The sequence below is a fragment of the Caulobacter sp. 17J80-11 genome (assembly GCF_014349105.1).
Taxonomy (GTDB): domain Bacteria; phylum Pseudomonadota; class Alphaproteobacteria; order Caulobacterales; family Caulobacteraceae; genus 17J80-11.
The window spans coordinates 32,818-52,676 of the sequence record NZ_JACSJI010000014.1 but is presented as its reverse complement, the minus strand read 5'-3'; the positions used below and the strand labels follow the sequence as shown (position 1 = coordinate 52,676).

The following is a 19,859-nucleotide window of genomic DNA, read 5'->3' as shown; positions in this document are numbered from 1 at the left end:
GAGAAAGCTGACACGGCCATGCACGCCCTGCTCTCCAAAGTCCGCGCCGCCGCGGCCCCGATCGCCAACCGCACCGCCGGCCTGGCGCTGGGCGTCTTCGCCTCCGCCTCCCTGCTGGCCGGCGCCGCCCAGGCCGAACCCGCCGTCTGGGTCGTGAAGGACAAGGACTCCACCATCTACCTGGTCGGCACCGTCCACCTGCTGAAGTCCGACACCGTCTGGCGCACGCCCAAGATCGAAAAGGCCATCGCCGACTCTCACGAACTGTGGCTGGAGATGGTGGACGTCGACAATCCGGCCGCCATGGGCCCGCTGGTCCAGAAGTATGGCATCGACCCGGCCAAGCCGCTGTCCGCCAAGCTGACGCCCGAGCAGAACGCCAAGCTGGCCACCGTGGCGGCCAAGTACGGCGTGAACCCCGCCGCGCTCGAGACGCTGCGCCCCTGGTACGCGGGCCTGCTGTTCAACGTCATCCCGCTGCAGGCCGCCGGCTTCGATCCGAACAACGGCGTCGACAAGCTGATCAAGGCGCAGGCCGACAAGGAAGGCGACACGGTCAAGGGCTTCGAGACCATGGAGCAGCAGATCCGCCTGTTCGCCGACCTGCCGGAAGCCGACCAGATCGACTTCCTGGTCCAGTCGCTGGACGACGCGTCGGAGGGCGTCGAGATCCTCGACAAGCTGGCCAAGGCCTGGGAAGCCGGCGACGTCGACACCATCGCCAAGGTGATGAACGCCGAGATGAAGGCCGACGCGCCGGAGCTCTACGACCGCCTGCTGACCCAGCGCAACATCCGCTGGGCCGACCAGATCCAGACCATCCTGAAGGGCTCGGGCACCCAGCTGATCGCGGTCGGCGGCGGCCACCTGGCCGGCCCCGACAGCGTCCAGGCCCAGCTGAAGAAGCGCGGCGTCAAGGCCACGCGCCTCTGACCCGAAAGCGCGGCCGGCGCGGCTTTTCCCGCGCCGGCCCGCTTGCAGCCGCCGCCCGATCCGCTAAGTTCGCGCCTCTCCGGACGCGGGTGTAGTTCAGAGGTAGAACGTCAGCTTCCCAAGCTAGCGGAAGATTAGCGTTTTCAGCGACTTAGCCGTAAACCACCCCAAAATCCGACCACAATGGATCAATGGGTTACGCTCAGCGCGTAAACCGCTGCCATGCCGCCCGAAACCGGATAGCGTAGCGGCGTTATCGGTTTGCCGTGGACGGTCGGGATGAGAATTCTAGTCGGAGCGGGCCTCTGCGCGGTCGTCGTCGGCATTGGGTTCGCTGCTCAAGGGCTGCATGAGCGCGGTCAAAGGGCTCGCGCTGAGCGCCTCCTCTGCGAAACTAAAGGCAGGTCCTACTTTTACGGAATTCGGTCCTACCCTCGTCTAAGTGACGGACGAGAAGCGGATCAGGTGATCGCAGAGCGGTGCAGCCGCACGCCAACAGCCTTTGATGAGCGAGACTTCGCTCGCTAGCTTGGCGTTATGCAGTCCGCACTGACCGTCTCAAACGCCCAACGCATCGAAGCCCTAAAGGGCGTCCTTGCATCCCTGTTCGCCAGCCAACGCACGCTCAAGGCACTTGCGCCTGAGTTCAAATGGGCTGGCCTAGGGAACCTGCTTGGGGACTACGGCGAATTCATTGCCGTAGAGGTCTACGGGCTCACCCAAGCCCCTCGGGGCGCAGACGGCTACGACGCCATCCGACCTGACGGAAAGACCGTGCAGGTGAAGACCAACTTCGCCGCCTCCCAGATTGGGTTCCGAGGCAAAGCCGACCTGCTCCTATGCCTGAAGGTCGATTCCTCTGGCGATTGGCAGGAACTCTATTACGGCCCGTTTGAGCCGGTGCAGAGCGCCTCTCGCCACTCAAAGCGCGACAATAAGAACATGGTTGCAATCACTACGTTGGCGAAGCTTCAGGCTGCCGCTGTGGCGGCTGAATAGAGCCGGTGATCCGGGGCCACTCCGAAGATGCTACTTCCCCTGAAGGCCGCAAGTCCGCTCAACAACTGCTGCCTCCATCGAACCGGGAACAGCAAAACTCCAAGTAGGTTGATCGTAATTGATGCTACGATCACCGCCTCGAAGGTTGTTTTCTGAGTAACCGACTAACTGCAACGTCCTAGTTCGCCCCTGAGAGCAATCCACTTCACTCAGCGCGACCATTGACGAGCCGTCGTCCGCGTCGCTTTCGTCATTATCGCCCCAAATCTCGTATCGAACCCACGTCCGTTTGTGCTGGCCGTATTGAGGGGCGGCGCGAACAAAGACGATGCTGCGGTTGCTATCGCCGATATGAGTCCATCCCTGCTCTTCAATTGTCGCGGCCCATTCGTTCCAAAGGGCGTCTGCCACCTCGGCGGCACTCGGAACGTCTACACTCGCAATAGCGAGAGCTAACGCAATTCCATGAAGCATTGAGTTCCCCTGCCCCAAGCAGCTACCGCTTGAAGGTCCCCTTCTCACACCAGTAGCGTGTCGTGACACCTTCCTGGCCTAGGAACAGGTTCGCCGCCTTTTCGCAGTTGATCCTGTTGTATGCCTCTCCCTCCGCCGCATCGAACGTGGCGACGTGTATTCGCATCACGGCGAGTTCAGCACGCATAGATTCTGGCATTTCGGGAGCGACTGCCCCGGACCTGTAGAGAGTGTAGGTGTCAGCTTCCAAGTGACCGCAGCTAGCGGTGGACAACGCCAATACCGCAGCCACGACCAATCTCAACGCCCGCCCTCCGCGACCCCGTAGCGCCGCATTTGATCGCCAATCGAGCGACCGTCCACGCTGCACATCGCTACGGCACGGTCATAGCTGTGATGCTCAACCCGGCAAATCGCCTGACGGCCCATCACCAGGCTGGCTAGTGCGGCTTTTGCCTCTCGACCGCCAGACTCGTTCAATTCCGGGGCGTTGAAGTCGGCCAGTCGTATCTCAACCCATTCACCAGGATCGGCGGTCCGGCCGATGCACAGACTATCCCCGTCACCGATGTAGCGAACTTCACCCTGAACGATGGCCCCGGCAGAAGGGAGCTTGGCGGTGCAGGGATCGGCAGACGCTACGCCACATGCGACAAGGCTCAGGAGAGCCGCCAGGCCGACAGCGGAAGCGTGGTGCATAGCCCTACTCACACCCGATCCCATCGTTGTCCCGGTCTAGGTGCGGGCCATAGCCCGGCTGCCCGCGATAGACAGGAGCAGCACCAGCGGCACGAGCAGCCGCACAGTTTGGATAAGAGGGAGTTCCGCCACCTGATCGGCCAGACGAGGATTGCGATGGGGCAGCAGGCCGTGCCGAAGGCTTGCGATGACAATGGTAGTCACCTGTTTTCCTGTTGTGGTGACAGCCTTCGCTATTAAGCCCGCCAGGATGGGCTACGGCTGGCGCAGCCGGGACACCCAGCAGCAGGACACTAGCGAGAACTCCAAGCCTCCACATGCCGCTCTCTCCTGAGCAACCGAACTCGGAAGCTTCACCACACTACCTTTGCGGGAGGTTGGCAAGGCTGCACCCGCGGGCGTGGAATGACCATAAGGACGGAAACGCCCGATCTCGCAGCAGTAACGAACCTAGAACTTCGGCTTTGCGGGTGCAGTGTAAGGCGCAGGGCGACACTTCCCGAAGGTGGTGAGACCCGTGACAGGGAGGGAAGGATCGAAGCTTCGAATATCCTCGAAATACCGGCCCGTTACCCGGTTGATCGTCAGTAGCTTCCGCTCGCCCTCTACGAGCACCAACTCCGTGTCCGTGTGGCGGACCATCCGATCACGAACGCCCGCCTCGCATGAACCATGAATACACCACCAGCCGTCATCGAGATTGATCGTGTAGCGAAGGAGGGTGGCGGCCGGATCACCCTGCCCATCACCTGTAGCGACCCTCGTTAGATCGCACTCAAGATCAAACCGGGTGGACGATTGCTGACACCCGGCCAGCACCGCTGCGAAGCACACTGCGGCCACGGCGACGAAACGGCTCATCGAACGCCCTCCCCGAGCAAGCGAAACTGGAAGCCGCACCTCACTACCTTCAAACAAGTGCAGCAAGGAGACATGGCACAGCCCCGGCGTTCGGTTCCAGGCCCCGTTAGCGACAGACCTCGCGCCAGAGCGAATTCATGTCATCCGCCTCCTGCTCAAGCCAGGTGTACTTGGTCGTCCCGGCTGAGATGAAACGCTCAAAGCCGTTGTATCCACCAGCGCGGTTCTTGGCGTTGACCTCACCGCAAACGACCTTAACCCCGCTGGACTGCCGATAAACCGACAAGCTTCGGAACTTCGCCGAGTCGGGATCGGTCAGCTTTTCCTTCACCGCCTTTTGCGCGCCGACGACCACGGCCGCGTCTGACACGCCATCAGACCGCACCGGCTGCTGCGCCTCAGCGCGAGCCTTCACGCGAGCATTGTAATAGGCATCCGCCTCATCGAGTTCTTTGCCGAAGTTGCGGACGCCGTTCCAAGTGCACGAGCCCACCGAAAAGAGGCCGTAGCCAATCACCCCGATCACGGACAACCCGAAAAGCCCGACGACCACTCCCCACACCGTGACTTCTTCAGCGGGCTTTTCCTCGCTGGCTTCCACCGGCTCCGACACTCGCGCCCTCCCTCACGAATAGGGACTATAATCCCTAGAGCCTATAAGCCCGATCCATCCCTGTCCTGCAATGGACTGGAAAGCGGTAGTCGGTAGGAACGTCAGACGTTTGCGTCAGGAGCGCGAGCTTACTCAGGAGCAGCTAGCGTTCGAGGCTCAGATAGACCTGACCTATCTAGGCGGAATCGAGCGAGGCAGGCGCAATCCAAGCCTCCTCGTCCTCGTTCGGATAGCCGAGTCCTTGAAAGCTGATCCTCGCGACCTTCTGACGCCGTAGCACGTCAGCTTTCCAATCGAACGGACGCTCAGCGCTTTCAGCGGCGCAGCCATAAACCGGCACGCAGCTATTAAGCCCACTACAGTCGTCGTCCCGAAGATGAGCGTGGACGGAGCGCCCGGACTCGTGATCCCAAGAGGCCGTTGCGGCACCACCTTCTTAACCGCGGCTGGATGATCAGCGAGGCATCATGCCAGAGGCAGGCGGTATATTTGGGTTCCCGGAGTTCCTGACAGCGCTTGCACTTCTCGCGCTCGTCTACACCGCATCGGACTTCCGATACAGGTTTCGCATTGCGACGGCGCCCTTACCGATTTACGGCCTCACGTTCTGGTCGATTGTAGCAATCGGCGTCAGTTCTCTTCTCGTAGACGTTTGGTACGCGGAAGGCTGGCCGACCCTAAGCGGACCAGTTGGCCAATCCGGATTGCAAGCGATTCTGGGTATCTGGTTCTTGGGCGTAGCTCTTACCTGGTTCGTTTTTGCATTTGTAAGCCCGCCACTATTCAACAAGCGTACCTCAAGACACCTGGCGGGCGCGGTATATAGAACTATTCTAAAAGGCTCCGGCTCAGAACTTGGCATTCTTGCCGAGGAATTGATCCGGTCCGTGCCAAATTTGGTCAGATACAGCGCGGAGCCCGTTCACCGACTTCATGACGAAGAAGGTGCAACGGACGAACTTCCGGAAATCGCCAAAGACGCACACAGTATTTTTGCGCTACTAGGAAGCAAAGCGTTCTGCCAGCAGGTCGCCCGAGAGTCTCCGGGACTTCTCATCACCCTTTGCGATGAAATTAAGAAGCAGAACAAGCGGCGAATTTGGGCAGGAACCCTCATCAAAGGGACCGTTGCCGCAGCACTTACGAACACAGACTCGGTGGTTTATCACGAGGCGGATGAGTTTGCCGCTGACTACATCGGTCGAGTGAGGCCATTCACGACAGCCGTGTTTGGCGAGCATCAGCTTGTCGAAGAGTTGGTCGATATAAACTCCTGCCCGATAGACATCGACTTTCGAATTCAGCGTCAATTTACAAGCCGACAATACGAAGCATTTTGCGCCGTTACGCTCGTCGTCCTAAAATCATACTTGGAGTCCAGGTCCGCCCAGCCCTCCGTTTCGCTCTATAGAGCCTTTGAAGTCATTAAGCAGGCGTCGGGCGACCTTTACCGTCTGAAGTCGGCATCAGGCAGCGTTTACGAGTCGGACGAGTATCGCCGTCTAGAAGCAGAAATCGAGTTTATCCGTGATGCTATCGATCTCCTTCAAAAGCAGAATCGGATGCCGCGGAACCCCATTCGTCAACGCGACAAACGCCGTTGGCGCACTCCCGATTTGTACGATGACCTCGCGGAACTCGCGTGCAGAGCGATCCTCGATGCAACCACGATTAGGGAGCCCTCCGACCGAGTCTGGGAGTTGCACTACAACTCCATTTGGGGACGCCTGCACGACATAAACAAAGGCGCTGCATGGCGACATTTCTGGCAACGACTCCACCGGAAACTTTATGACGAAGTTCGTGAACTGGATCGTTTTCCGAACTACAAGTCAGCACGCTATCTCGGATACATTCTCAATGTACTTGGACCGCAAGTTGGAAGCCGGACCGGTTTTGGACGGGAATACCACGCCCTGCACAGGGGAATAATCAACTGGACCGAAAAGAACTACTTGCAGCTCAGACGAGCTACGCCAAACGTAGCGGAAGCGTGCCTGATGGGCGGCATAAGCTTCGACGAACCCCACCAGAGGCTGGTCAAAACCTACGCGGTGTCCATCGCCACAGAACCGAAGAAGCAGTACCTCGACCTCAAGGGCGGTGCAGCGAGTAGCGACGCGCCGGCAACTCCAGAGGCGCGCTCGGGACGCCGAGCCAAGGCACGCACAAAGCGCCAGCCTCAGAAGGGTATACCCGTTTGAGTCATTCGACTGAGACAGCCCCGGTGTCTCATATGAGTTGCGCGACGGATTCTGAGACGGTATAGCTTCAGGGTCTTAGACCCATATGAGGCACATATGAGCTTGGTCGGTTATGCGCGGGTGTCATCCAGCGGGCAGACGCTGGAAGTGCAGCGCGAGCAGCTTCTAGCGGCTGGGTGCGAGAAGGTTTTCGAAGAGAAGCGGTCGGGAACCACCACGGACGGCCGCGACCAGCTTCAGCAGGCCCTAGAGTGGGTTCGCGAAGGCGACACGTTCATTGTCTGCCGATTGGATCGCCTAGCCCGCTCCATCATCGATCTGCGGACCATCGTGGATCAGCTTACCGCTAAGCGCGTCGAGTTCCGGGTCCTACAACAGGGCGCGATTGATACGACCAGCCCGCATGGACGGCTGATGCTCAGTATGCTTGCGGCTTTTGCTGAGTTCGAAACTGATCTGCGGAAGGACCGTCAGGCCGAAGGAATATCCAAGGCCAAAGCGGAAGGTCGCTACAAAGGCCGCAAACCCTCGGTGCCGACAGATGAAGTCCGCAAACTGCACAGCGAAGGCGTTCGCCCCGCGGAAATTGCGCGGCGACTCAAGATCGGGCGAGCCTCGGTGTACCGAGCGCTAGGCCAAGAAGCGGACGGCTAGGCACGTCTTCCATGCCACCGACGTGGTAAGAACTGCGTTACGGCAGAGGTTCGGGGGAACCGTGAACAAACGAGCTATCGCTGCGGGAGCGGCTGCGGCCGTGCTTGGCGCTCTGAGCGCAGGCTGGCTGGGCGTCAAAATCGGACAGGCCGACGACAACCTTCAGGGCAGGATCATCCCATCGGCCGGAAGCTTCTCCGTCTCTGGGCAACCGGGTGATCGCTACGCCTTTTTCAAGGGCGTTTGGGAGATTGACGGCCCCGAAAAGAACGCCCTTCTGGAGTTAGTGGATTACGCCTGCTTTGAGCGAAGCGGCGAATGCACCGAAGCAACTGCTACAGTATATAGAAATGTTATGGGTGTAGAATCTCGGCATCTTCACGACGTAAGATGGTCGGAAACCAAACTCACCATCAACGAGAGCGGGAGCGCAATGGCGTGCCGTGAGGTGGTTATTGTTGCGGACTTCCAAACCAAGGATGTGACCAGCATCACGACAGACGCCCCCAATCGCGATCCAAACTGTCCCGTTCCGCCGCTGGAGAAGCCGCGCAAGTCGCGCCTGATCGATGGGTTCGCGCGGCATTTTGACGAGCGGTTCCCCGACCGAGCCAAGACCAAGCCTTGACGAGTCCCTGAACGCTGAGATCGGGCAATCTTGCCCCGGGCGTCACTTCCCCATGAGGCTTGAACGCGGCACGAAATTTCCACTCGCGTGACGGGCCCAAGCCGTCAGCCCTGAGCAGCAGGCGACCATCTGTCAGCGCCGGGCCAAAGGCGTATCGCTAGGGGCACTCGCCAAGGAGTACGGCGCTTCCCGGGCCGCTATCCAGCGCATTGAGAAGCGGGCAGCGTGAGCCTAATGCCGCCGCGAGCGCGACCTTTATCCACCGCTAACTCGCCCGGAAGAACAACTCTTAAATAACCAACCGCCGGTTACGCATTCGAAAGGCCGAAACCCTGCAATCTTGAAAGGGCCCGGCTTTTCCATAGCGGATTAAGCTTGCTACAAAATCTCTGGAAATTGTAGTGCGTTTTCATATTGCATGTATTCGGAGGGTGAAACCGCCCATCCTCCCGCGAATACCTATTGACTTCCACCCGCGGCAGGTATAGAGAGACCCATCCTTCGCGATGGGCGCGCCAGACAAACGGCGGCTGCCAAGGAACCCCACCAACATGCGGTAGCCGCGCCCCATCCGGGGCGGAGGTGATACTGCGGCGCGCGCCTCAGCCATCAATTAAAAGCAGGAGCGAACAGCCGGAAGTATTGACAAAAGGACGATTTTCATGTAAGATTCTTTCGTTGTTTCTGATGTTCGATAAGAACGAAATAAATTCTTTCTTTTGTTTTTTATAACGAAAGACAGAAAGAATTAGAAAAATGACCCATCAATGCCGCCGATTGGCGGCTATTTTTTTGCCTTATGAGAAACAATATATGCCAATTACTACAACCACCTCCCTGTTCGAGCGCTTCGTAGCGAAGCTACGGCTCACAGGCGGCTATCTAAAGAATGACGGCTACCTCCCGCTCGCAGACGAGCTTGAAGAAAGCGCTCGGGTCCACGGCGACCAAGTGACGTTTGATGCCGACCTCGCTGAGCAAGGTATCGCCATGCTTGAGGAAAACCTGAGAAGGCGATCTGGCCGTTTCGTGCCCTACGAGGACCAATACGTCATCAAACACATCAGGAGAGCGCTGGATAAGCCATCCTACGGATCAGGAGGCGGAACGCCCTACCGGAGAGCGCCTAGCCCGCCCACAGAAGATCGCGTGACGGCACCTGAAGCCGCAACGGCTCCCGATCGAGAGATACCCTCAGGCCGCTACAGACAGCTATCGCAGCAGGAATTGGACAGCGGGCCCTACCGAAGCCAGGAAGAATACGAAGAGTTCATGCAACTTATTGATAACACCCCGGAATTACCTGAGGTGTGGTGAGCCTAGAGCGACCTGAGTGTCGCGCCGTAAACCCGCACACGGATGACATACGGACCAAGGCGATCCAAATACCACCAAAGCCTTGAATACATATCTGACAATTAATCGCCAAAGGCCGTTGATGCCCTTTGGCATTTTTATTTTTGAGCCATTACAATGAAAGAACACAAGGAAAGGCGTGCACATCGCTTTGTTCCAAAAACTAATCTAGATAAAACCATAAAAGTTTTGCAGTCCAACGGACTGTCGCCTAACGAAATCAAAGTTTACCCGGACGGAACCGTGATTTTCGTTACCGTTATCGGCGGTTCGATTGGGACGAGCGCAATGCCTGAAGGAACTATCAGCGTCACCGACGACGACGCTCAGTCTGCGTTCGACGGGTGGAGGCAACGCCGTGAAGCGTAAGGCAATCAGACTTCCCGGCGCACATCGGGTGGAAAAACGCCTCGCTGGCGGGCGTGTAGCTATCTACTGGTATCGATTTCGTGGCGGACCGCTGCTGATGGCGTTCAGGGGCGAAACGCTTGCTGCTGCCTTCAAGGCAGAAGCCGAAGGGGCAACCGCTCTAGCCGCGGCCTATTCAGCGCCGCATGTTGCACCGACTCCGGCGGCAACCACGATCCGGGACGTTGTCACTCGTTACAAAGCGGCACCGGAATTTCTCAAGCTGCGGGATTCGACCCGCCTCCAATGGTCGCGCTGGCTTGATGAAATCATTCAGGAGTTTGGCGACCTTCCGACAAGGGCGCTTAAGGCGAAAGGCATCCGAGACGAGTTTCTGAAATGGCGCGACCGCAGGGCCGATAAACCCCGCACCGCCGATTACGGCATCCAGGTGCTCAAGCGCGTCCTGTCGTTCGGACTGGATCGCGAGCTTGTCGAGGCGAACCCGGCAGAAGGTATCGGCGCACTCTATCGGGCCAATCGCGCTGACAAGATCGTTGAAGAAGCCGAACTCACCGCAATTCTCAGTCACGTTACGCCCGAGGCGGCGCTGGCTATCCGGCTAGCGGCAGAGACAGGGATGCGTCGAGGCGACCTCGTGAACCTGAAGTGGGATCACGTGACCGATACGATGATCCAATTCGCGACCGGCAAGAGCAACAGCACCCGCCACGTAGCCATACCTCTCACCACCGAAGCCCGAGCCATTGTCGCAGAGCTTCGCGCCAAGCGAGACAAGCTAAGGGCGTCAGGGGCGGTTCCGAGCGCGTTTCTGCTGACCTCCGACCGCGGCCTACCCTGGGCCAAGGACTCTCTCACGCAGGCGTTTATCCGAGCGCGAGACAAGGCGGGCATCAACGATAAGCACCTTCATGACCTACGTGGAACGGCGGTGACACGCTTTGCCGCTAGGAAGCTCACAAATGAGCAGGTGGCCGACATAGTCGGTTGGGAATTGAGCCGAGTAGCCAGCATCCGGAAGCGATACGTCGATGCGACCCGGATTGCAGAAGCGGTGGTCTCCCTGCTTGAGAGCGACGCCAAGGCAGGCTAAGTGGAACGGGCGCGGAACGGCTTCTGTAAACCGCTCTGTAAACCACCCCTAGGGTGGTCACACAGGCGGAAGCTAAGAAGCTGATTTTCCAAGCCAATGCGGGTGTAGTTCAGAGGTAGAACGTCAGCTTCCCAAGCTGAATGTCAGGGGTTCGATTCCCCTCACCCGCTCCAAAATCCCCTTCTCGATCAGGTCTCCCCCCTAGGCGATCCGGCTCCGGTTGCTCCCACGCGCCGGGCGCTCCATGTTCCGCAGGCGTTTACGCCGCCCCTCGCGACGTCCGCCCGGCGGGAGGAAGGGGGCGAGCTCCCGCACGGGCCTGACGTCGGAGGATCCGAGGGATGGCCAGGCCGCAGAACTCGTCAGCCGCGCTCGCCTTGGCGGCGCTGGTAACCCTGTACGCAGGCGCCGCCGGGGCGCAGACCCGACCCGCCCCGAAGGCGCCTGCAGCAGCGCCCGCTCAAACCGCACCCGCCAAGATCGACCCCAAGGCCATGGCCGTGCTCAAGGCCAGCTGTGCGGCGCTGAAAAACGCCAAGACCCTGTCGTTCACGGCCGTCGACACCTACGAGCGCGCCGCCCGCAACGGTCAGCCGCTCTACTACACGGTCAAGAGCGACGTGACCGTCGAGCGCCCGAACAAGCTGAAGGTGGTCAAGGTCGGGGACGGCGTCCCCGACGAGTTCTATTACGACGGCAAGACCGTCACGGCCTACGTGCCGTCTCTGGAGGTGGCGGCGGTCGCTGACGCCCCGCCGACCATCGACGACATGCTGGCCTCGGCCTGGGACTACGCCGAGATCCATTATCCGTTCGCCGACGTCATCGTCGCCGACCCGTGCGAAATCTTCGACCAGAACCTGAAGTCGGCCTTCTACGTCGGCCAGTCGAAGGTGGTGGGCGACGTGACGACGGACGTCATCGCCCTGACCACCGGCCACGCCCAGGGGCAGATGTGGATCGGCGCCCAAGACCGGCTGCCGCGGATGATCCGCACCAACTATCCGAGCGAACCGGGGGCCGCGGGCTATCAGACGGAATACTCGAACTGGCGCGTCAACGCGCCGGTGAGCGCCGCGACCTTCACCTCGCCCAAGGCGCAGGCGGCGCGGAAGATCGCCTTCCTGCCGCCCAGCGCAGGCGCGTCGGCCAAGCCTGGCGCGAACCAAGGAGGCAAGCCATGAAGCGGACGATGATCCTGGCGGCCGGTGCGGCGCTCGCCCTGGCCTGCGCCGCCCAGCCGGCGGCGGCCTTCCGCGGATTCGGGGGCGGCGGGTTCCACGGCGGCTTCGGCGGTGGCGGCTTCCACGGTTTCGGCGGCGGCGGCGGTTTCCACGGCTTCAATGACTTCCACGGCAACGGCAGCTGGGGCCGCACCGCGGGCGGCGGCGTCTATCACACCGGCGACGCCGGGGGCTTCGAGCACGGCACCGCGGTCGGGCCGGAGGGCGTGGCGCACGCCGGCACCGGCGGCGGCTACGCCCACGGCTCGGCGGTCGGCCCCTACAGCGCCGGCCACGTCAGCGACTCCGGCGGCTACTGGCACGGCAGCGGCGAGACCGCCGGGTACGGCGACCGTTACTACGGCGGCGCCGGTTATTACGGCGGCTATTACGCCGCCCCGGTCGGCTACTACGGCGCGGGCGGCTGCTGGGACTGCTGGGGCGGCGCGGCCGTGGCGACGGACGTCGCGGTCGGGGCGGCCACCGGGGCTGCGGTGGCCACCGTGGCCGGCACATCGTCCTACGAGGCCGGGGTCGCCGCCGGCGAGGCGACGGCGGTCGGCGGCACCTACGCGGCCCTGCCGGCCGGCTGCACCCTGGTCCAGCGCGGGAGCTATCCGGCCTATTTCTGTAGCGCGGGCAACTACTGGCTGGCTCCGGCCTATGGGGCGAACGGCGTCTACTACAAGGTGGTCCCCGCCCCGGCGGGCGGGTGAGCGCGGCCTACTTCAGGGACTGCACGAGGGTCTGCGCGTGCGCTTCGTGCTCCTTGAACAGCTTCTGGCCTGTGAGCAGCAGGGCCTTCAGCTCGGCGTTCTGAGCGGCCGGGATCAGGTTCTGGGCCAGGGCCGCGTTGACCGCCTTGTGGTAGGCCAGCTCGTTGGCGGCGTAGGCCTGGTCGAAGGCCATGCCGCTGAGCTGGGCCATGTCCTTGGTCTTGGTCTGGGCCTGGGCCATCAGCTTCTTCGAGGTCGGATTGTCCTCGGGCTTAAGGTTCAGCGACTTGGCCAGGGCCAGGGCCTTTTCGTTCACCGCCGTGTGGTCGCGCACCATCTCCTCGGCGAAGGCGCGGACCTTCGGATTCGCCGACACCTGCAGGGCGTGGTTGGCCGCGTCGATGTCGATGGTGTCGGCGGTGTAGACGATGTGGGCGATCTGGGCGTCGTTCAGCTTGGCCGCCGGCGCCGCGGCCTTGGCGGCCGGCTTGGCGGCCGGAGCGGCCGGGTCGGCGATTTGGGCCGCCGCGCCGCCCGCGGCCAGCGCCAGGGACAAGGTCGCGGCAATGAACATGCGCGTCATGAGAAGGCTCCCGTGATCCACGACCGGGGGCGGTCGCGCGCGAACAGCCCGCGGCGCCCTTAGGAAGTTCCCCCGCTCAGAGCCGCAGGTTGGTGCGGGCCAGCTGCACCACCTCGTCGCCGCGGCCGCTGATCACCGCCTTCAGCAGGAACAGGCTGAAGCCGCGCGCCTGCTCCAGGCGGATCTTCGGCGGGATGACCAGCTCCTGCTTGGCGGTCGTGACGTCGACCAGGGCCGGGCCGTCGTGGGCGAAGGCCTCGCGCAAGGCGTCGTCGATCGCCTCGGGCGTCTCGACCCGGATCCCCTTCACCCCGACCGCGCGGGCCATGGCGGCGAAGTCGGGGTTCTTCAGGTCGGTGCCGGCGTCGATGTAGCCGGCCGCCTTCATCTCCATGGCGACGAAGGCCAGCGAGCCGTTGTCGTAGATCACGACCTTCACCGGCAGGTTCAGCTGGGTGAGGCTGAGGAAGTCGCCCATCAGCATGGAAAAGCCGCCGTCGCCGCTGAGGGACACCACCTGCCGGCCGGGCGACGCCGCCTGCACGCCGATGGCCTGGGCCATGGCGTTGGCCATCGAGCCGTGGGTGAAGGAGCCGATCAGGCGCCGGCGCCCGTTCATCTGCAGATAGCGCGCCGCCCAGACCGTGGGCGTGCCGACGTCGGCGGTGAAGACCGCGTCCTCGGCCGCCAGGGCGCTGATCCGCCGGGTCAGGTGCTGCGGATGGATGTGCGGGTCGCCGGGCGTGTGCCGCGCCAGGTCGTCGAGGTCGGCGCGCGCCTCGGCGTAGTGCTTCAGCGCCGAGGCCAGGAACCGGCGGTCGCGCCCCCGGCGCAGGCGCGGCGTCAGCGCCCGCAGGGTCGGGCCGATGTCGCCCACCAGGGCCAGGTCCAGCCGCGTGCGCCGGCCCAGCACCTCGGGCCGCAGGTCGATCTGCGCCACCGTAGCCTTGGTCGGATAGAACTGGCGGTAGGGAAAGTCCGTGCCCAGCATCAGCAGGGCGTCGCAGGACTCCATGGCGTAGTAGCCGGAGCTGAAGCCGATCAGCCCGGTCATGCCCACGTCGAACGGGTTGTCCCATTCCACGTGCTCCTTGCCACGCAAGGCGTGCACCACCGGCGCGGCCAGCCGGTCGGCCAGGGCCACCACCTCGTCGTGGGCGCCCGCGCAGCCCGCGCCGCACATCAGGGTCACCGCCCCCGCGCCGTCCAGCAGGGCGGCGAGCCGATCGAGCTCCTCCTCGCAGGGCACGACCAGCGGCGTCGCCGCCGGGGCCCAGCCGCTGTCGGCCCCCTCCGGCGCGGGCTTCACGGCGACGTCGCCGGGCAGCACCACCACCGCCACCCCGCGTTTCTGGACCGCCGCCCGCATGGCCGTCTGCAGCACGCGCGGGGCCTGCTCGGGCGTGGAGATCAGCTCGACATAGCTGCTGCACTCCTGGAACAGGGCCGTCGGATGGGTTTCCTGGAAATAGCCTAGACCGATCTCGCTGGAGGGGATCTGGGCGGCGATCGCCAGCACCGGCACGCGGCTGCGGTGACAGTCGTAAAGGCCGTTGATCAGGTGCAGGTTGCCCGGCCCGCAGCTGCCGGCGCAGACCGCCAGCGAGCCGGTCACGGCCGCCTCGGCCCCGGCGGCGAAGGCGGCGACCTCCTCGTGACGGACGGCCATCCAGTCGATCATGCTCAGCCGCTGCAGGCTGTCGGTCAGGCCGTTCAGGCTGTCGCCGCTCACGCCCCAGATCCGCCGCACCCCGGCCTGGGCCAGGGTGCGGGCGAGCAGGTCGGCGATCGTCGTGTGGGCCATGAGCGCCTCGCAGGGATACGCGCGCATAACCCGCGAGCCGCCGGCCGGGTCGCCGCCGACGCGCCCTCAGGGTTCTTCCCTCGGGGGCTCCTGCCTTCTCCGGATAGGCCGCGCCCGCCGCCCCGACCTAGCCTCGGCGGCTGGACGGGAGACGTGCATGGCGGCCCAAGCGGACGACACCGCGCGACGCGACAGCCGCTGGGGCGAGCTCCTGTACTGGCCGCGACGGCTGTGGCCGCTGGGCCTGGCGCTCCTCGCCCTGTTCGCCGCCGCCATGCTGCCCGGCTGCCGCAAGCCCGCGCCGCCGGCCCCGCCCCAGCCCTCGGTCGCCGTCGCCCATCCGTTGGTGAAGGAGATCGTCGACTGGGACGAATTCGTCGGCCGGTTCGAGGCGGTCGACGAGGTCGACGTCCGCCCGCAGGTGGGGGGCTACATCCAGTCGGTGAATTTCCGCGACGGCCAGGTGGTCAAGAAGGGCCAGCTGCTGTTCGTCATCGACCCGCGCCCGTTCCAGGCCGCCCTCGCCCAGGCCAGGGCCGACGTGGCCCAGGCCCAGGCCCAGGCCGCCAACGCCAGGGTGGAGCTGGAGCGCGCCCAGCGCCTGTCGCGCGACGGCTGGGTCAGCCGCTCGGTCTACGACGCCCGGGTCGCCACGGCGCAGTCGGCCGACGCGGCGGTGGCCGCGGCCAAGGCGACCGAACAGGCGCGCGCGCTGGACCTCGGCTTCACGCGGGTGATCTCGCCGATCACCGGCCGCGTCTCGGACCGGCGGGTGTCGGCCGGCAACCTGGTCAGCGCCGCCCCCAGCCCGACCCTGCTGACCACCGTGGTGTCGCTGGATCCGATCCGCTTCGGCTTCACCGGCTCGGAGAGCGTCTATCTGAAGTACCAGCGCGCCAACGAAGCCGGCACGCGCATCAGCTCCCGCTCCATCGCTAACCCGGTCGAGATCCGGCTGCAGGACGAGACGGCATACCGATGGCGCGGCCACATGGACTTCGTCGACAACGCCATCGACTTAGGGTCGGGGACGATCCGCGGGCGCGCGGTCGTGAACAATCCCGACCTGTTCCTGACGCCGGGCATGTACGGCAGCCTGCGCCTGCTGGGCTCGGGCGCGTATCCGGCCCTGATGATCCCCGACACCGCCATCCAGACCGATCAGGCCGACAAGATCGCCCTGGTCGTCGAGCCTGACGGCAAGGTCGCCCCGCGCAAGCTCGAGCTGGGACCGGTGATCGACGGCCTGCGGGTGGTGCGTTCGGGCCTGAGCGAGACCGACCGGGTGATCGTCGACGGGGCCCAGCGGGTGCGGCCCGGCCAGACGGCCAAGACGACGGCCGGCGTGATCAAGCCGCTGCCGCCGGCCGCCGGGCCGCCGCCGGTGCTGACCCAGCCCGCCTCGGCCGGCACCGTCGCCGGCGCCGGGGCGAGGGGTTACCGGTGAAGTTCTCGCACTTCTTCATCGACCGGCCGGTGTTCGCGGTGGTGATCTCGGTGATCATCACCCTGATCGGCGCCTTCGCCTATCCGAACCTGCCGGTGGCCCAGTACCCGGAGATCGCGCCGCCGACGATCACGGTCACCGCGCTGTATCCGGGCGCCTCGGCCGAGGTGATCGCCGACACCGTGGCCACGCCGCTGGAGGAGCAGATCAACGGGGTGGAGGACATGCTCTACATGTCCTCCTCGTCGACCTCCGACGGGCGGCTGACCATCACCATCACCTTCAAGCTGGGCGCAGACCTGAACAACGCCCAGGTGCTGGTGCAGAACCGCATCGCCTCGGCCCAGCCGCGCCTGCCCGAGGAAGTCAACCGGCTGGGCGTGGTCGTGCGCAAGGCCTCGCCCGACCTGATGCTGGTCATTCACCTGTTCTCGCCGGACGGGACGCGCTCGCCGGAGTACATCTCCAACTACGCCACCCTGCAGCTGAGAGACCGCCTGGCGCGGCTGGACGGCGTGGGTGACGCGCGCGTGTTCGGCGCCCGCGACTACTCGATGCGGGTGTGGCTGGATCCGGACAAGGCCGCCGCCCACAACCTGACCGCCGGCGAGATCGTCGCCGCCTTGCGGGCCCAGAACACCCAGGTCGCCGCCGGCTCGGTCGGCCAGCCGCCCTTCGACGACAGCAGCCCCGCCTTCGAGCTCAGCATTTCGACGCAAGGCCGGCTGACCGACCCGTCCCAGTTCGAGGACGTGATCCTCAAGGCCGACGAGGCCGGCCGGCTGGTGCGCCTGCGCGACGTGGCGCGGGTGGAGCTGGGGGCCCAGGACTACACGCTGAACGCCTACCTGGATAACGGCCAGAGGGCGGTGGCCATCGGCATCTTCCAGCGCCCCGGTTCCAACGCCCTGGCCACCGCCGACCGGGTCCTGAAGGCGGTCGAGGAGGCCAGCCACGACTTCCCCACGGGGCTCAAGTACACCGTCATCTACAACCCCACCGAATACGTGGCGGAGTCGATCGCCGAGGTGCGCAAGACCCTGCTGGAGGCGGTCCTGCTGGTCGCCCTGGTGGTGATCGTCTTCCTGCAGACCTGGCGGGCGGCGATCATTCCGGTGCTGGCCATCCCGATCTCGCTGGTCGGCGCCTTCGCGGTGATGAGCGCCTTCGGGGCCTCGCTGAACAACCTGTCGCTGTTCGGCCTGGTGCTGGCCATCGGCATCGTGGTCGACGACGCGATCGTGGTGGTCGAGAACGTCGAGCGCCTGCTCGAGGAAGGGATGACGCCGCACGACGCGGCGTACAAGACCATGGACGAGGTCGGCGGGGCGCTGATCGCCATCGCGCTGGTGCTGATCTCTGTGTTCGTGCCGACCGCCTTCATCGCCGGCATTTCGGGCCAGTTCTACCGCCAGTTCGCCCTGACCATCGCCAGCGCCACGGCGATATCGCTGATCGTCTCCCTGACCCTGTCGCCGGCCCTGGCCGCCCTGATCCTGCGCGCGCCCTCGCACGAGGCCAAGGCCCAGCGAGGGCGCGGCTGGCGCAAGCCCTTCGTCGTGGCCGCCGACGGGTTCAACCGCGGCTTCGCCTGGCTGGGCGAGCGCTACGGCCGGCTGACCGCCCGCACGGTCCGGCGCGCCGGCGTCATGCTGGCGATTTACGTGGTGCTGCTGGGCCTGACCGCCTGGCGCTTCCAGGCCACGCCGACCGGCTTCATCCCGGCGCAGGACCAGGGCTACCTGATCTGCGTGGTCCAGCTGCCGCCGGGCTCGTCGCTGGCCCGCACCGACCGGGTGGTCCGGGACGTGACCAAGATCGCGCTCGCCGAAAAGGGCGTGGCCCACGCCGCCGCCTTCACCGGCCTGGACGGCGCGACCTTCACCAACGCGCCCAACGCCGGCACGGTCTTCTTCACCCTGGCGCCGTTCAAGACGCGCGAGGAGCAGAACATCCGGACCCAGGCGCTGCTGGACACGCTGCGCCAGAAGCTCTCCGGCCTCGGCGCGGCCAACGTGCTTGTCATCCCGCCCCCGCCCGTGCGCGGCATCGGCACCGGCGGCGGCTGGAAAATGATGATCGAGGACCGCCGCGGCGTCGGCTATCGCGGCCTGGAGCAGGCGGCCACCGGCCTGATGATGCAGGGCAACCAGACGCCGGGCCTGGCCAGCGTCTTCACCCTGTTCAACACCTCCACACCGCGCATCTACGCCGACATCGACCGCAGCAAGGCCGAGCTGGTCGGGGTGCCGCCGGAGCGGGTGTTCGAGACCCTGTCGATCTATCTCGGCTCGACCTTCATCAACGACTTCAACTTCTTAGGGAGGACCTACCAGGTCACCGCCCAGGCCGACGCGCCGTTCCGCGACGACGCGGCCGACATCGCCCGGCTGCAGACCCGATCCGACTCCGGCCAGATGGTGCCGATCGGCACGGTGGCCAACATCCTCGACTCGTCGGGGCCGTACCGGGTGGTGCGCTACAACCTGTATCCGGCCGCCGAACTGCAGGGCGACACCGCCCCGGGCTATTCTTCCGGCCAGGCCCTGGACGCGGCCGAGCGCCTGGCGCGCGAGCACCTGCCGGCCGGCTTCGACTTCGAATGGACCGAGCTGGCCTACCAGCAGAAGGCGGCCGGCAACACCGGCATGATCGCCTTCGGCCTGGCGGTCGTGTTCGTCTTCCTGCTGCTGGCCGCCCAGTACGAGAGCGTGACCCTGCCGCTGGCCATCATCCTGATCGTGCCGATGTGCCTGCTGGCCGCGATCCTGGGCGTCGGTCTGCGCGGCCAGGACAACAACATCCTGACCCAGATCGGCCTGGTGGTGCTGATCGGCCTGGCGGCCAAGAACGCCATCCTGATCGTCGAGTTCGCCCGTCAGAACGAGGAGCACGGCATGAGCCGCTGGGAGGCGGCCACCCACGCCGCCCACACCCGCCTGCGGCCGATCCTGATGACCTCCTTCGCCTTCATCTTCGGCGTGCTGCCGCTGGTGATCGCCAAGGGCCCGGGCGCCGAGATGCGCCAGGCGCTGGGCACGGCGGTGTTCTTCGGCATGGCCGGGGTGACCGTGTTCGGCCTTCTGTTCACGCCGGTGTTCTACGTGGTCTGCCGGGCCATCAGCGACCGCCTGCCCAAGCCGCGCAAGCATCGCGGCCTGGACGCGCCGGGCCAGGCGGACGAGCCGGCCGAATAGGCCCTG

19 protein-coding genes, 1 tRNA gene and 1 pseudogene are annotated in these 19,859 nt (G+C 64.3%); 14 read left to right on the top strand and 7 right to left on the bottom strand.

Annotation, left to right across the window (positions count from 1 at the left end):
- The first annotated feature begins 18 nt into the window (after nucleotides 1–18).
- Nucleotides 19–933 carry a TraB/GumN family protein gene (locus H8B08_RS14255; protein ID WP_187450859.1) on the top strand — a complete coding sequence of 305 codons (915 nt, stop codon included), beginning with the start codon at nucleotides 19–21 and terminating at the stop codon, nucleotides 931–933.
- A 537-nt stretch (nucleotides 934–1,470) separates the two neighbouring features.
- Nucleotides 1,471–1,932, top strand: coding sequence for a hypothetical protein (locus H8B08_RS14250; protein WP_187450905.1), 462 nt, complete (start codon nucleotides 1,471–1,473; stop codon nucleotides 1,930–1,932).
- 30 nt (nucleotides 1,933–1,962) lie between these two features.
- Here H8B08_RS14250 and H8B08_RS19605 read toward each other — a convergent pair whose 3' ends face one another.
- The 5 genes from H8B08_RS19605 to H8B08_RS14230 all read right to left on the bottom strand — a co-directional run bounded on the left by H8B08_RS19605 (nucleotide 1,963) and on the right by H8B08_RS14230 (nucleotide 4,579).
- Nucleotides 1,963–2,406 carry a surface-adhesin E family protein gene (locus H8B08_RS19605; protein WP_370545485.1) on the bottom strand — a complete coding sequence of 148 codons (444 nt, stop codon included), beginning with the start codon at nucleotides 2,404–2,406 and terminating at the stop codon, nucleotides 1,963–1,965.
- Between the two features lie 300 nt (nucleotides 2,407–2,706).
- A complete protein-coding gene (locus H8B08_RS14245; protein ID WP_187450858.1) occupies nucleotides 2,707–3,105 on the bottom strand; it encodes a thermonuclease family protein in 399 nt (132 codons plus the stop codon).
- 4 nt (nucleotides 3,106–3,109) lie between these two features.
- On the bottom strand, nucleotides 3,110–3,424 hold the full coding sequence (locus H8B08_RS19480) for an excalibur calcium-binding domain-containing protein (RefSeq protein WP_187450857.1): 315 nt from the start codon (nucleotides 3,422–3,424) through the stop codon (nucleotides 3,110–3,112).
- A gap of 131 nt (nucleotides 3,425–3,555) precedes the next feature.
- Complete coding sequence (locus H8B08_RS14235) at nucleotides 3,556–3,966, bottom strand: hypothetical protein (RefSeq protein WP_187450856.1); 411 nt, start codon at nucleotides 3,964–3,966, stop codon at nucleotides 3,556–3,558.
- Nucleotides 3,967–4,072: 106 nt separating this feature from the next.
- Nucleotides 4,073–4,579: a hypothetical protein gene (locus H8B08_RS14230; protein WP_187450855.1), complete on the bottom strand. Its 507-nt coding sequence runs from the start codon at nucleotides 4,577–4,579 to the stop codon at nucleotides 4,073–4,075.
- Between the two features lie 70 nt (nucleotides 4,580–4,649).
- Between H8B08_RS14230 and H8B08_RS14225 the strand changes: the two genes are divergently transcribed.
- From H8B08_RS14225 to H8B08_RS14180, 10 genes and pseudogenes are all read left to right on the top strand, one after another.
- On the top strand, nucleotides 4,650–4,856 hold the full coding sequence (locus H8B08_RS14225; protein WP_187450854.1) for a helix-turn-helix domain-containing protein: 207 nt from the start codon (nucleotides 4,650–4,652) through the stop codon (nucleotides 4,854–4,856).
- Nucleotides 4,857–5,046: 190 nt separating this feature from the next.
- Nucleotides 5,047–6,783, top strand: coding sequence for a hypothetical protein (locus H8B08_RS14220; protein WP_187450853.1), 1,737 nt, complete (start codon nucleotides 5,047–5,049; stop codon nucleotides 6,781–6,783).
- A gap of 96 nt (nucleotides 6,784–6,879) precedes the next feature.
- Nucleotides 6,880–7,437 carry a recombinase family protein gene (locus tag H8B08_RS14215; RefSeq protein WP_187450852.1) on the top strand — a complete coding sequence of 186 codons (558 nt, stop codon included), beginning with the start codon at nucleotides 6,880–6,882 and terminating at the stop codon, nucleotides 7,435–7,437.
- A 61-nt stretch (nucleotides 7,438–7,498) separates the two neighbouring features.
- Nucleotides 7,499–8,065 (top strand): hypothetical protein, encoded by a 567-nt coding sequence (locus H8B08_RS14210; protein WP_187450851.1) that lies wholly within the window; start codon nucleotides 7,499–7,501, stop codon nucleotides 8,063–8,065.
- Between the two features lie 115 nt (nucleotides 8,066–8,180).
- Nucleotides 8,181–8,294, top strand: a pseudogene (locus H8B08_RS19600) (hypothetical protein); the annotation flags it as partial.
- Between the two features lie 527 nt (nucleotides 8,295–8,821).
- Nucleotides 8,822–9,382 carry a hypothetical protein gene (locus H8B08_RS14200; RefSeq protein WP_187450850.1) on the top strand — a complete coding sequence of 187 codons (561 nt, stop codon included), beginning with the start codon at nucleotides 8,822–8,824 and terminating at the stop codon, nucleotides 9,380–9,382.
- 397 nt (nucleotides 9,383–9,779) lie between these two features.
- A complete protein-coding gene (locus H8B08_RS14195) occupies nucleotides 9,780–10,883 on the top strand; it encodes a site-specific integrase (protein WP_187450849.1) in 1,104 nt (367 codons plus the stop codon).
- A 98-nt stretch (nucleotides 10,884–10,981) separates the two neighbouring features.
- A tRNA-Gly gene (locus tag H8B08_RS14190) sits at nucleotides 10,982–11,056 on the top strand.
- A 168-nt stretch (nucleotides 11,057–11,224) separates the two neighbouring features.
- Complete coding sequence (locus H8B08_RS14185) at nucleotides 11,225–12,067, top strand: DUF2092 domain-containing protein (RefSeq protein WP_187450848.1); 843 nt, start codon at nucleotides 11,225–11,227, stop codon at nucleotides 12,065–12,067.
- Nucleotides 12,064–12,822, top strand: a complete 759-nt coding sequence (locus H8B08_RS14180) for a hypothetical protein (protein ID WP_187450847.1) — start codon at nucleotides 12,064–12,066, stop codon at nucleotides 12,820–12,822. Before H8B08_RS14185 ends, H8B08_RS14180 begins: the two co-directional genes overlap by 4 nt.
- A gap of 7 nt (nucleotides 12,823–12,829) precedes the next feature.
- Here H8B08_RS14180 and H8B08_RS14175 read toward each other — a convergent pair whose 3' ends face one another.
- Both H8B08_RS14175 and poxB read right to left on the bottom strand, forming a co-directional pair.
- The gene (locus H8B08_RS14175; protein ID WP_222934497.1) at nucleotides 12,830–13,405 is read right to left on the bottom strand and encodes a DUF4142 domain-containing protein; all 576 of its coding nucleotides are present in this window, start codon (nucleotides 13,403–13,405) and stop codon (nucleotides 12,830–12,832) included.
- A gap of 76 nt (nucleotides 13,406–13,481) precedes the next feature.
- The gene (gene poxB / locus H8B08_RS14170; protein WP_187450846.1) at nucleotides 13,482–15,209 is read right to left on the bottom strand and encodes a ubiquinone-dependent pyruvate dehydrogenase; all 1,728 of its coding nucleotides are present in this window, start codon (nucleotides 15,207–15,209) and stop codon (nucleotides 13,482–13,484) included.
- A 157-nt stretch (nucleotides 15,210–15,366) separates the two neighbouring features.
- Here poxB and H8B08_RS14165 point away from each other — a divergent pair, with 157 nt between their 5' ends.
- Nucleotides 15,367–16,656 carry an efflux RND transporter periplasmic adaptor subunit gene (locus H8B08_RS14165; RefSeq protein ID WP_255500849.1) on the top strand — a complete coding sequence of 430 codons (1,290 nt, stop codon included), beginning with the start codon at nucleotides 15,367–15,369 and terminating at the stop codon, nucleotides 16,654–16,656.
- Entirely contained in the window at nucleotides 16,653–19,853 is a 3,201-nt protein-coding gene (locus H8B08_RS14160; protein ID WP_187450845.1) for an efflux RND transporter permease subunit, read from the top strand. Before H8B08_RS14165 ends, H8B08_RS14160 begins: the two co-directional genes overlap by 4 nt.
- The last annotated feature ends 6 nt before the right edge of the window (nucleotides 19,854–19,859 follow it).

Bases quoted from the DNA above. Each gene is read 5' to 3' on its own strand.
- H8B08_RS14255 (WP_187450859.1), top strand. From the start codon at position 19: ATGCACGCCCTGCTCTCCAAAGTCCGCGCCGCCGCGGCCCCGATCGCC.
- H8B08_RS14250 (WP_187450905.1), top strand. From the start codon at position 1,471: ATGCAGTCCGCACTGACCGTCTCAAACGCCCAACGCATCGAAGCCCTA.
- H8B08_RS19605 (WP_370545485.1), bottom strand. From the start codon at position 2,406: ATGCTTCATGGAATTGCGTTAGCTCTCGCTATTGCGAGTGTAGACGTT.
- H8B08_RS14245 (WP_187450858.1), bottom strand. From the start codon at position 3,105: ATGCACCACGCTTCCGCTGTCGGCCTGGCGGCTCTCCTGAGCCTTGTC.
- H8B08_RS19480 (WP_187450857.1), bottom strand. From the start codon at position 3,424: ATGTGGAGGCTTGGAGTTCTCGCTAGTGTCCTGCTGCTGGGTGTCCCG.
- H8B08_RS14235 (WP_187450856.1), bottom strand. From the start codon at position 3,966: ATGAGCCGTTTCGTCGCCGTGGCCGCAGTGTGCTTCGCAGCGGTGCTG.
- H8B08_RS14225 (WP_187450854.1), top strand. From the start codon at position 4,650: ATGGACTGGAAAGCGGTAGTCGGTAGGAACGTCAGACGTTTGCGTCAG.
- H8B08_RS14220 (WP_187450853.1), top strand. From the start codon at position 5,047: ATGCCAGAGGCAGGCGGTATATTTGGGTTCCCGGAGTTCCTGACAGCG.
- H8B08_RS14215 (WP_187450852.1), top strand. From the start codon at position 6,880: ATGAGCTTGGTCGGTTATGCGCGGGTGTCATCCAGCGGGCAGACGCTG.
- H8B08_RS14200 (WP_187450850.1), top strand. From the start codon at position 8,822: ATGACCCATCAATGCCGCCGATTGGCGGCTATTTTTTTGCCTTATGAG.
- H8B08_RS14185 (WP_187450848.1), top strand. From the start codon at position 11,225: ATGGCCAGGCCGCAGAACTCGTCAGCCGCGCTCGCCTTGGCGGCGCTG.
- H8B08_RS14180 (WP_187450847.1), top strand. From the start codon at position 12,064: ATGAAGCGGACGATGATCCTGGCGGCCGGTGCGGCGCTCGCCCTGGCC.
- H8B08_RS14175 (WP_222934497.1), bottom strand. From the start codon at position 13,405: ATGACGCGCATGTTCATTGCCGCGACCTTGTCCCTGGCGCTGGCCGCG.
- poxB (WP_187450846.1), bottom strand. From the start codon at position 15,209: ATGGCCCACACGACGATCGCCGACCTGCTCGCCCGCACCCTGGCCCAG.
- H8B08_RS14165 (WP_255500849.1), top strand. From the start codon at position 15,367: ATGGCGGCCCAAGCGGACGACACCGCGCGACGCGACAGCCGCTGGGGC.